The 12392-nt window shown below is 57.5% G+C and carries 7 protein-coding genes; 1 reads left to right on the top strand and 6 read right to left on the bottom strand.

Going from position 1 to position 12392, the window contains the following annotated elements:
- The first annotated feature begins 31 nt into the window (after positions 1-31).
- Positions 32-1315: a protein phosphatase 2C domain-containing protein gene (locus K227x_RS23355; protein WP_145173554.1), complete on the top strand. Its 1284-nt coding sequence runs from the start codon at positions 32-34 to the stop codon at positions 1313-1315.
- 71 nt (positions 1316-1386) lie between these two features.
- On the opposite strand, the gene K227x_RS23350 is transcribed toward K227x_RS23355, so the two are convergent.
- The 6 genes from K227x_RS23350 to K227x_RS23325 form a co-directional block, all read right to left on the bottom strand.
- Positions 1387-2328: a serine aminopeptidase domain-containing protein gene (locus K227x_RS23350; RefSeq protein ID WP_145173551.1), complete on the bottom strand. Its 942-nt coding sequence runs from the start codon at positions 2326-2328 to the stop codon at positions 1387-1389.
- Positions 2329-2330: 2 nt separating this feature from the next.
- Positions 2331-5039, bottom strand: a complete 2709-nt coding sequence (locus K227x_RS23345; RefSeq protein WP_145173548.1) for an amino acid adenylation domain-containing protein — start codon at positions 5037-5039, stop codon at positions 2331-2333.
- On the bottom strand, positions 5036-6484 hold the full coding sequence (gene ectB / locus K227x_RS23340; RefSeq protein ID WP_246146124.1) for a diaminobutyrate--2-oxoglutarate transaminase: 1449 nt from the start codon (positions 6482-6484) through the stop codon (positions 5036-5038). Before ectB ends, K227x_RS23345 begins: the two co-directional genes overlap by 4 nt.
- Before the next feature lie 329 nt (positions 6485-6813).
- Positions 6814-7152: a hypothetical protein gene (locus K227x_RS23335; RefSeq protein WP_145173545.1), complete on the bottom strand. Its 339-nt coding sequence runs from the start codon at positions 7150-7152 to the stop codon at positions 6814-6816.
- 212 nt (positions 7153-7364) lie between these two features.
- Positions 7365-10619 (bottom strand): AsmA-like C-terminal region-containing protein, encoded by a 3255-nt coding sequence (locus K227x_RS23330; RefSeq protein WP_145173542.1) that lies wholly within the window; start codon positions 10617-10619, stop codon positions 7365-7367.
- A gap of 145 nt (positions 10620-10764) precedes the next feature.
- The gene (locus K227x_RS23325) at positions 10765-12387 is read right to left on the bottom strand and encodes a hypothetical protein (RefSeq protein WP_246146122.1); all 1623 of its coding nucleotides are present in this window, start codon (positions 12385-12387) and stop codon (positions 10765-10767) included.
- Positions 12388-12392 lie beyond the last annotated feature (5 nt).

The raw sequence follows: 12392 nt of genomic DNA, 5'->3' as shown, positions 1-12392 counted from the left end.
CGACGACGACTCTTGATGAAGGAACTTAGCAATGCGAATCACAGCATCCGGCGATAGCCATGTCGGCCGAGTCCGTACGGGAAACGAAGATTCGTTTCTGATCGACGAATCGATCGGGTTGTATATGGTCTGCGATGGCATGGGCGGGCACGCGTCGGGCGAAGTTGCGTCCGAGCGTGCCATCGCGTTTGCCAGCCAGTACATCCAAGAACGGAAGTCCATTTTGGCGACCGCCGGAAAGTCACCCGGTGGATATTTCCAGGTCGTCGAAATGTTGGAACAGGCAATTCAATTTGCCAACGACCAACTGTATCGATTGGGAATGGTCCTCGCTGGCCATCAAGGCATGGGAACCACGCTGACGTTGGTGCTAGTGTTGGACGCCAAAGCGATCATGGGGCACGTCGGTGATTCGCGGTTGTACGTCATTCGTGATGATCGGGTGCATCAATTGAGTACCGATCATACGTTGGCCAACGAAATGATCAGCCAGGGGCAACTGTCGCCGGACGCCCCGGAACTGGACCGCTACAGCCACGTGCTGACGCGTGCCATCGGGACTCGAGGCACTGTCGAGGTGGAAACGCTGCTGTTCGATTTGTTCCCCGATGACGTCTGTGTTCTATGTTCCGATGGGTTAAGCAACTACCTGCCCGCTGCGGCAAGACTGGGCGAATTGGTCGATCGGCAATGGTTGCAGTCGGCACCATCGGCCTTGATCGAGTATGCGATGAATGCCGGTGGTTCCGACAACATCACCGCCATCACCTTGCTGGCCCGCCCGGGCGATGATCCGACCGGGGGACCAGAGGATCTGCGGCGACGACTGAAATTGTTGAAGGATTCGTTCCTATGCAAAGGTTTGTCGGAAAGCCGAGCCATGCGATTGCTGAACCATTCGGATTTGGTCTGCGCGTCGGCCGGCCAGCGATTGGCGGTGAAGAACGGGCCCGATGCCGGTGTCTATTTCATCCACAAAGGACGGATTGCACTGGAGACGCCCGACGGACGAGAAGTCGAATTGGTCAGCCCATCCTATTTTGGCGAAACGATGTTGCTGCGAGGCGGCAATCCACTTTCGTCAGCAATCATCTCGGAGGATGCAGAACTGCAGTTCATTTCGCGGCGTCGCTTTGATGCGCTCTCGCGACGGTTTCCCAAGCTGGGCCGACAGCTCTACAAAAATCTGGCAACCGAGATCTGTCGCCGATATTGTGATCAGTTGTCGCTCTCTAGCACCGCGCTGGAAGACACGTTGTTGGAAGACGAGCATGACTTGTCGGCCAGCGTGATGATGTTCGACGAAGAGGAATGATCCCCCCCCGGGCAGCACGCTTTCCCCACGACCGGTCTGGGCTTGGACTGGGGGAATGCCAACGAGCGTGATTACGCGGTTGCCAAGTCCTTGCGTTGTTCGACGTCAGACTCAGATTCCAGACGCGGTACTGCCGACAATCGACACATCGAACGGACGTTGTCAGAAACGTGGTGGATCAATTCTGATCGATCCTGGGCCAACAGTGCGACGTGATCCATCTGCGGGAAATAGTGGCTGGTGATCCCCTGGCTGTTTTTTAACTCGGGGAACATTGCGGCGAACTGGCCAGCATGGTTGTAATAGTCGTCGACCCCGCCGGTGTAAACGAAATGCACCTGAACCGACCGTTGGGCTAGTGACAGGATTTGCTGGGCGGCTTGGCAGCGTGATGGGAATTCACGCATGTCTGACCCAGGCTGTAGCGAACTGGGCGCCGCTTGATCGTTTTGCAGTCGGGACATCAACCATTGTTTCCACTTGCGTGGTTGCCGAAGTCGGGGCAGATAATGGCCGATCATACGATGCCAAGTGAAGGCCCCCGCCGGGTATCCGCATCCGTCCATTGCCACCACGCCAATGATCCGATCATCTGAAAGTGCAGCGTGAATCGAATCGTCCGCTCCGCTGCAGAGTCCAAACATCACGATGCGGCGAATCGGCCGACCGGTGCGCTGTTGACTGATCCAGTCGATCGCCTGACGAATCTCGTCAGCCGCCCTGTCGATGGATCGTCCACCCACACCAATGCCCAAACTTTCGCCGATTCCCGAAAGGTCTAATCGTAGAGACGGGATTCCCGATCGCGACAATTCAGCAGCCAAATCACAGTGCAATCCGAACGGACCGACGTGATGTAGCATGCCCGCGGTCACCATCACGACGGCCACGTCATCGTCTAGCCCCGGTCGATCGGATGCGGTGTTCAAAGTTGAATCGGCGGCAGTGGTTTCGGCGTCGTTCCAAACACCCAGCAGGTGGTCGTAGGATCCGAATACAATGGCATGGTCCATGATTAGTCTCGATTGCCAAAGTAGTGGAGGATCGCACGGAAACTTTCCGGCGACGAGAACGCGCTTTCGGTAAATCGATGATCGTTCCAGGCAGCGACGTCTTGAGTTTGCACGACGTTGGGCTGTCGTTGCTGCCAATGCAATGCGGCCGGTGTCGAATCCCAACCGTCGGTCAGCACGACCAGCGTGTCCGGCTGGCCTCGCTTGATCGATCCTAGGTCCGTCTGTCCGCAATCGGATTGATCCAAACGTAACGATTCCAGGCTGCTGCGATTGTGGTCGGTCATCGTTTGCCCATACCGCTGCGGAATGGGGCCGGCGGATCGGATTTGATTGAACCGAGTCAGCGATTCGAGAGCATGCTGGTGGAATTGGTCCAGCGATGCCAGGAACTGATCGCCGCGAATGACGGGATCCCAAAGCACGGCGGAGTCGAACGTTCCCGTCGGCATCAAGGCTGCGATCGAAGCACCCAACCGCAGTCCCACGACGGAAACACTTTCGGTCCCGCTACGCATCTGCATGAACCGTTTGGCGTCGACCAAGTTCTGTTGCATCGTCGCAAGGTCCAGCCGTTCACAGTCGCCCTCGGAGTTTCCGGTCGATGCGAAATCGAATCGCAATACTTCGTAACCGATTTTGCAAAGCTGGATCGCCAGTTGTTGCAGATTGCGATGTCCGCGTGCGTATTCATGGCCGATCGAATGGCACAGGATGATGGATTTGCTGGCGCGACAAGACTTGGGGGCATACCGAACGCTGAATAGTCGGTCACCATCGCTGGTGAAATAGTCCGCGTCGACCAGCGGCAGTTTCGACCTTGCCGCGACCAGTTCGTCGTTGTCATTGCTGCACTCGTTGTCCAGCATGCCTTCCAGATGCCTGGCTGCGCTGGCGATCGTTGGGCTCGCAAAGAAATCGCGGACCGGCAACTCGATCGCCATGTCCGTCGTCAAGCGTGCCACGATCTGGGTCACCAACAGCGAGCTGCCACCCAACAAGAAAAAGTCGTCGTGGATGCCAATTTCAGGCAGGTTCAAAACGTCCTGCCACAGATCCGCTAGATATTTCTGCAGGTCGGTTTCCGGGGCGACATAGGAATCCTGGCGTGGCACTTGCCCCTGGTCCGGCGCAGGCAGTCGGCGGCGGTCGATCTTTCCGTTGATCGTTTTGGGGAACGCGTCCACAAAAACGTATCGAGAGGGCACCATGTATGGTGGCAGTTTCAATCTCAGATAGCTGGCGATCGGATTTGCGGTGACCGTTTCGCTGCCGATAGCCAAGTAGGCCACTAGAAACTTCTTTCCATCGACTTCGTCGTAACTGACTAGCGATTCAAGCACCTGGGGATGGTCATTGATGACGGCCTCGATTTCGGCCGGTTCGATTCGATAGGAACCCAGCTTGATTTGGTGATCGATGCGGCCGCCGAAGTCAATGTTCCCGTCAGGCAACCAACGAGCGATGTCGCCGGTTCGATACAGACGATGTTGGACGCCATCGATTTCGGTTTCAATGAACGCGGCCTCGGTCAGGTCGGGGCGATTGTGATAGCCTCGCGCCAGTGCCGGACCGCCCAGGAACAATTGACCTGTTTCGTTTTCGCCAAGAACGTTCAGGTCTGCGTCCAACACGAATGCGTCATAACGTTTCAGCGGTTTGCCAATCGGCATGTTGGCGGCATCGAAACCATCGTCGGGAATGAACACGGTCGCGCTGACGGTTGCTTCGGTAGGTCCATACGCGTTGCACCACAGCACGTCCTGGTCACAGATGGATTGCCATTTTCGGTAGTGCGATACCGATACTTTTTCGCCCGTCACGATCATCAATCGCAGTGTGCTTGGTACCCGTTGTTTGGCAGCGACCATCAGATCGACCCATTGGTGCCAGTAGGCGGTGGCCAGATGGATGGCGGTCACATCAAAGCGGTCGATCAGGCTGGACAATTCGTTCGAATCGCTTGCCCGCCCTCGCGGCCGGATGACGACGGCGCCGCCGGTCAACAGCGGCGGAAAGATCTCTTCAATCGCGATGTCAAAGTTCAGTGTCGAAAACTGTAAGGTCCGGTCGCTTTCGACCACCTGGTAACAATCGATATCGGCAAAACAATAAGTCGCCAACGCCCGATGGTCGATTTCAACTCCCTTGGGGCGTCCGGTCGACCCCGATGTGTACATGATGTAAACCAGATCCGTCGGCGCGATTTCGGGCAGGTCGAAACGGACCGGATCGCCCGAGGGATTCATCGGCGCATCGGTGCCCGTTGAACCGAACAGACTCGGATCACAATCGATCCAGCGACATGGCCCGCGTTGATCGTCCAACATCGCGTCGCCCATCGAATCGCGATGATGGGGATGGCCGACAATCGTGTGGATGTTGGCGTCGGCAACCATGTAGGCAAGTCGGTCAACCGGATACTCGGGATCCAGTGGCACGAAGATGGCACCTAGTTGCATGATCCCCAGCATGGACGCGATGGCCTCGGGCGACCGATCGACGCATAACCCGACACACCGGCCCGCGCGGACGCCGGCGGCGTGCAACTGCGATGCGATCCGCAGCGACATCGCATCGAGTTGCCGGTACGTCCACTGGCCATCTTCGGAAACGATCGCGATGCGGTCCGGAGTTCTGGCGACCTGACGCGACCATAACCGAGGAAACGCGACCAAGTCTTCGGACGGTTGGATCGACGACGAAATCATGAACGCGTGGTTCCCGATGCCGCCGATTCGCTCAGCAATCCCGAGAATGCAGGCGCAGGAAAGTGCGGCGTTAGAACCGTGGAATTGGCGGCGGTCGAATTCGCCGGTTGGATCGACGCGGCGATCGCCCGATCCAGAATGTTCAATCCTTCGACCAGCAGCGGCATTTCAATCGTCAACGCGGGCAACAGTTTCAATACCTGGTCGTCGGCGCCAGAGGCTTCGATCAGCAATCCCGCATCGAACGAACGATCGATGATCTGGCGAGCCAGTTTGCCGCATCGCACATCCAAGCCCCAAATCAGTCCGCGTCCGCGACGGTCAAACGATTGCGATGAGTAACGTTGGCAGGTTTCCGTCAACCAAGCCTGGATCACACGACTGCGTGTTTCGATCTGAGATTCGAAGTGGGGATCGTCCCAGTGTTTCAAGACGGCCGTCGCCGCGACGAATGCCAAGTTGTTTCCGCGGAACGTGCCAGTGTGTTCGCCTGGTTGCCAGACGTCGTCATCACGGCGGATCAAAACCAATGACATCGGCAGTCCGCCACCAATCGATTTCGACAAACAGACAATGTCCGGATGGATGCCGGATTCTTCGAAACTGAAGAACTTTCCGGTGCGTCCGTTGCCGACCTGAATGTCATCGATGATCAGTAGGATGTCGTTAGCCGTGCAAAGTTCGGCAATCTTGCGAAGCCACTGGGTACTGGCGACGTTGATGCCGCCTTCGCCTTGGACGGTTTCTAAGATCACGGCCGCCGGCAGTGGCAACCCACTGCTTGAATCCGATAGCATTTTGGCCAGGATCGCTGAGGTGTCGAAGTCGCCCAGGTATCGATCAAATGGCAAGTGGGTGACGTCGTTATGAGAACCGTACAGGTCGTTGTGGAAATATCGATTGCCGGTTAACGCCAGCGACCCGAGTGTGTGGCCATGGTAGGCGTTGGTAAAGGCAACGATGTGCGATCGGCCGGTGCGTTTCTTTGCCAGTTTGATCGCGGCTTCGACCGCATTGGTTCCCGTCGGCCCGGTGAACTGAACGACGTAGTCCAGTTGCCGAGGTTTTAGAATCGTGTTTTCGAAGGCTGTCAAGAAATCGATTTTGGCAGTCGTCACGGTGTCTAGCGAGTGCTGGATGCCGTTGCGTGAAATGTATCGCAGCAACGCTTCTTTGGCTCCCGCATGGTTGTGCCCGTAATTCAGCGTTCCGGCGCCACAGAAAAAGTCGATGAACGTTTTTCCGGATTGGTCGCACAGTGTCGATCCGATCGCGGTATCGAAAACCGTCGGAAACAATTTTGCGTAACCGCGGACGTTGGATTCAATGTGCTCGATCTGGTCCGTCATAACGGCAGCCTGAAGAAAATGAAGCGATGATCGCAGCACGACGAGGAATAGAGAATCGTCGCTGCTGGCCTGTCGGAGAACGACGGCTATCGTCATGGTAGATCGCTGTGGTAGCGGTTCCTAATCTACCGATGCTTCGGGACGCGAAGTCTTGGAAACGGATTCTGACGCTGACGATTGCGCTGGATCTGCGGACGCCCGACCGGGGACAGCGATGGTGGCGGGGCGAACCGGTGGCGGGGCGAACCGGTGGCGGGGCAAACCGGTGGCGGGGCAAACTGGTTGCGGGGCGAACTGGTTGCGGGGCGAACCGGGGATTTCGTTGACCGCGAAATTTGCGATTCGCTCGGGCTGCTAGTGATCAACCCGGAAAGGTCGGCGATGGTTGGCTGGCGAGAATCTGTCGTTCGATTCGTTGCAAACCACTAGGCTTCGAAATCCAAGTGGCCATCGGCGTCCGTCGTCGGTTGCTTCGCCGTCGCCGCGATGTCCGATGATCCGGTTTCACCGTTGTCATCGGAATTCTGGGATTCATCGTCATGACCTTCGAAGGTGTCCAGGTCTTGACGTCCATCGCCACCGCGATCACCGGTGGGGCTTCCCTTGTCGATCTCGCTGAGTTCGGCGTGGTTGCCGCCGGGCGTTTCCGATGCGGCCAATTTATTGGTCGCGTCAGTTGCTTGTTTTTCGCTTTCGCCACCTTTGGCGACGGCACGTGACACGCCTGCAACGGAAGCCGCTGCTGGCGTCGGATTGATATTCATCGCGGGACAGTCTCCGGCTTAGAAAACGGACAATCTCATTCGACTCATCACATCTCGCCCCCATTCTAATCAAACCGTTGTCCTCCTCCTCCAACTTGTCGAACTTAAACTCGAACTTAAACTCGAACTTAAACTCCCCGTCCTTCCTTCTCCACTTTCGTCCTACCCCGTCTGCTCGCACTCTCCTCTGCTCCACCATCCAAACCCGAAAACTAGCGGAACCAGCCACCAAACCCACCCCCTGAATCGGCGGATGTTTCGGGTTCTTGCCCGCCCATTCCGGGGAAGATTCTGCCCAGGGTTTCTCCCACGCCATCCAACGCCCGGCGTTCGATTTGGACATTGCTAAGTGGTCCGGTGACGTCGATCGTCATCAAAGTGTATCGCTGGCTGCGTAGCGGTCGGATGATTTTGGTGAACGTATTCTGAGGGCTGACTCGGGTGTTGAAGGTGAGGTCCAATTCCTGGCGTCGGTTCATGGTGCCGCCACCTTGCAGCGATACTAGGTCGCCCCAAATCTGTAGATCGTTGAACGTGACGGCATCGCCAAAGATCGTGAACTCGACTTCCCCGTCGGTGAATGCCACGTCTTCGGTCGGCTTCAGGTTGATCAAGTTCATGACCTTCACGATCATGGGCAACTGATACAGGTTCGCTCCGGTGACTCGCGCCGCGCCATTGCCTTTTAGTAAGTCGCTGCTGCCCAGGTTGCCCTGTAGTTTCGTTTGTCCGGTGAACGTCCCCGTCAGATCGGCATCGCCGTAGCCGAAGTCAGCCAACAGGGTCGGGACGCGTGCGTTTTGGACGGCGACACCAACATCGAAGTCTCCCGACGACAGGATCACCTCGCCGTCCATGTCGATCGAACCGTCGAACAATCGGCCGCTGATTGATGGGGCAACGTTCGATGTGCGGAACGATGCCGGAATGCGACGCTGTGTCGATCTGCCGCCCAACAACAGTCGATCGTCGTTGATTGAAAACGGGCCTCTGATTCCTGTGACTTGCAGGTCGTCGATGTGCATCGAGTCAATTTTGACTTGCCCGTCGGCTTGCAAGATCGATTCGTTTCGAGTGCCTTTGATGGAGATCTCGCCACGCAGCGAATGCACCGGTCCGACATCCGCAATTCGGTTGCCCTCCAGCTGTAGGTCCAAGTCCCAATCGATGATCGGTTCCGGGCGGGCTTCGTCGGGGATCGTCAATCGTGTGCTGCCACGGATGCTGACCGGACCGCGAAGTTGCAGTCGTCGCATCGCTTCCCGCATCTGACTTGGCAGGGCCGCGATCAACTCGGCATCCGGGTGAAGCCGACTGCCGCTATGGAGTTGTGCGGTTAGCACCCAGCGGCCATCGTCGTCCTGCACGCAAACCCCTTCGGCCGATAGCTTGGATGCATCATGGCTGGCGTACAACGATTCGATTTTGACACTGGATCCATCAAAGTGAACCACGCCGCCGGTGACATCCAACCGATAGGGAAGCGATGACGGTCGGATACTAAGGATGCGGTTGGTGACCTGTCCGTGATCCCGTTGACGGGCCGTGATGTCCAATTGGATGGGACCATCGACGCCGGTTTTGCCCAGCCGTAAGTTCAATTCGTCCAGCACACCGCTCGGGGAGATCGCATCCCAGGTTTGCTGAGTCGTCCATGGCAACGACGACCGCAACGATTCGTCCATCGGTACGTTCGATGCTTGGAAATTCATGTCTAGTCGGGATACCGACGGCGCGACGACCTGGTCGTCCGTGATTCGGAACTGGGCGGGCGGCGTGTGCGTGGTCGGCATTCGGTAGGTGCCATCACAGGTGATGACGCCAGCATTGGCATTGGTTGCACGGAATCCCGACAGTGTCACCAGGTCATTGTCGACGACGATGCCGCCCGACACGTTGTACAACGGGTACGCGAATTTGTCGTACCGCATGTGACCGTCGATGACTTTCAGTTCAATCTTTTTGGTTTGGTGCCCCCGCGCATCGGTCGCAAAAACCGCCATCCCAAGTTGGATCGAACCACGCGGGCGTAGCGAGCGGACGAATGATTCCAACCCGGTCGTATCGGCGCCTCGCGGCGACAACGATTTCAGCAACGAATTGTCGATCGGGATGGGACCGTCGGTGGTGACGACTAACGATTTTTCGTGGGTGATCTCTGGCTTGGTGGGCAGCCGGAATGCGCACTGCATCAATTGGCTGGCGATCCGTCCGCTTAAACCTTCGGTCGTCAGAATGTTGTTGCGAAGTCGGATCGGGCCGACGACTTGTTCGATCGGATAGGGGAACTTTTCGTAACGTACGTCGACGCCTTTGCAGGTCAAGTCAGCATCGGTTTGCCACTGGCCGTCGCGATGGGCCAATTTGGCGTCGATATCGATGCGGCCAAAGGGCTGCAGTTTTCGCCACCCTTCTTGCAGGGATGCCGGCAGTGCGGATGACAACCGATCGTCCAACAACAATCCGCGGGTGCGGATTTCCAGGTCGGCCTGACATGGCCATTTCAGGTCAGCAAACTTGCCGGTGATCTGCATGATCGCGTCACCCAGGTTGGCTTGCGATGCTTCGATCGTCAGCCCCGATGGGTCACACACGATCAAGCCACGGATCTGGGAAATGGGTTCGGGCAACCGTGTGTGCGCGAAACGCCCATCGTGGATCGCCGTTCGAATTTGGTAGTTGGTTTTCCCCGCCGCGGTTCGATGGTACGAAATCGATGAATCGCAGACACAGTTCAGGTCTTTGGCGTGGTGCACCATTTGTCGCCAACCCGATGGCAGGTTGTCGTACAGACGGCGGTTGAAGTGCACGCCGTTGGCCGCACAGCGAACGTCCAGTGAACCGCCTCGCATCGACACCTTCAACTTGACGTCGTTGGCAAAGTCCGTGGCGCCGACCACGGTGATGTCCGTGTCGACCGATTGATCGGGATGAACGTGGTTCAGGATCACCACCTCGGACATCTCGGCGTCGATCGGGCGACTGCTGGGGGAATCACCCAATAGCCGCAATCGGACCTGCCGCAGATCGATGCGTGGTGCGGCCGGCCCGAGTTTTGGCAGGGGCAGCAACGACAGGATCGATAGTTGGTCGTCGTCTTCAAGCCACAGGTTGGCGGTCAGTCCCTCGACCAAGACACGGCGAGTCACCAGTGGATTCTGTTGATCCAATAGCTTTTCGGCGTGCAGATCCCCGATCACCGTCAGCCGTTCGATCCGGACCATTTCACGAGACCGGAATTGCAGCATCGACGATGCCGGTTCGCTGATCCGCAAATCTTCGAACACCAACCCGACGTTGGGGTCAAAGTGCCCGTGGCGGACCGAGACATCGTGGTTGGGATAATGCTCGCGAAGCTGGCTTAGAAATTTGCAACGCGCCGTTTCACCGATCGTTTGTGGGGCCAACGAACGGATCGCCAACAGCGACGCGGCCACGATCAGCGCAGCAAACAACCATCGCGACATGCGTCCCGATCGACGTGGCTGCGCCTTTTGCGTCGTGCCGGCCAATGCTGTGGTGCCTTCCGATGGCTTTGCCGAACCGTCCCTTGGTTCGCGCGTGAAGATGCACAGACTGTGCACACCCTAATCGCCGATGGTACGCCTGCCGCTAAGCGCCGATCCACCCCAAAAACTGCCAAAACCGGTATAGCCAAGGGGATTGCCACGGCGACGCCAGCGCCGTCGACATCGAGAAGACGCTGGCGGCAAACAATGCACCCGTGATCCGCCTTCGCTTGGGGCTCTCGGACCATTCGTCTAAAACCGGTGCAATGATCGCTAACCACAGCGGTGCGAACCACAAAACCCACCGAAAACACGTGCTGACGCCCCCGTAATTGCGGTCAATCATCGGTCGATTGACATAAAACAGAATGCAAACCAGGGTTGCTAGCAAAGTAGCGCCCGCCATCCAGCGGTATTCCGACGCGCCGACTCGCAATGAAATCGCGAACCCAAATGGTAGCAATAGCCAGATGGGGGTTAGCGAAAAGATGCCGTAGTGCCCCAATGTCATTTGGAACAGGTACACCGCTTTGGACGGTTCGCCCCTGTCGACACCGCGGCGTCGGCCGTCTTTCCAGTAGCTGCCGGGGTATTCGTACCAGTCGTCCCAGTGGGAAAGTTGCCAGGCGGATTCCTGGTTGACCAGTGCGAACAGGTGCCCATCGGCCTGGACCACGAATCGCCCCGCTTCATCTGATGGGGTGATTTGGAAAGTCGCATCGGACGGTGCCAGGCCTTTGTCGGAAAGGATCGACTGGATTTCCGTTGCCAACGGCGAATCGGGATCATTGCTGGATGAGTCGCCGGCCGAGTCGATCCGAGCGATCAGGCTGCCGACACCACGGTGACCGTAGGCCGGCTTTAGACTTTGGTGCGCCATCCAATTGGTGCCAAAAAAGCCGATCGCAACCACCGCCACGCCACCGATGAAGGGTGTCACCGAACGCCAGTTCAACAGACAGCACAGCACCATCCACAGCGCGGTCATCGAAAGTGCGGGCAATTCGTTGGCAGCGGCAAAGGCGGATGCCATTCCGATGGCGCCGTACCACCACCAACCAACGCCCAGTCGGTCGCCACGTTGGGCACCGGCGATGCGATCAGCGATGAACAAGTAGATCGCCATTGCCAATGCCGTTGACGCTGCGGCCACCAAGTGATTGTTCAGCGAGACGGTGAACGGCAACATCATGGTCGCAAAACAGGTCACCGCCGTCCCCGTGATTCGACCCGCCCGACTCTGGCAAACTTGTTCCATCACGCGCGCGGTCGCGATCAGGAAGATTGCCAACAGGGGCAGATTGACCAACGCCAACAAGATTCGCGGAACATAGATCGGCTGTGCCGTCATGGTCATCCCGGTGCACAGGTTCAGAATCTTGTAGACCCCTGCGATCATCGTCGGCAACAGCGGCGGCTTGCTGCTGTAGTAGTGCAATTGCCCGTCCGATCCTGTGTGCCGAACCTTGTCGATCGTTCCCCAAGGTCGGCGATTGCGATGCACCGGATCGCTGATTGCGATCTGTCGGTCGATCGCGTAGGTGCCGTCTTCGACCAAGCTGGAAATGGTGCACCATCGACTGCGGTCGTTCGCCGACAGGAACGCCGTGTTCCCCTCGGGACTGGTGACGACCGCGATACGGCCTGCGGCGATCGACAAACAGATCAGGATCATCAGACCCATGATGGACCGGGTTTGTTGACGAGCAGTTTCTTCTTTACGCATGACGG

Origin of the sequence: Rubripirellula lacrimiformis, from assembly GCF_007741535.1 — a bacterium.
Classification (GTDB): Bacteria; Planctomycetota; Planctomycetia; order Pirellulales; family Pirellulaceae; genus Rubripirellula; species Rubripirellula lacrimiformis.
The sequence above is the reverse complement of the archived record's forward strand: the minus strand, read 5'-3'. Positions and strand labels throughout refer to the sequence as shown.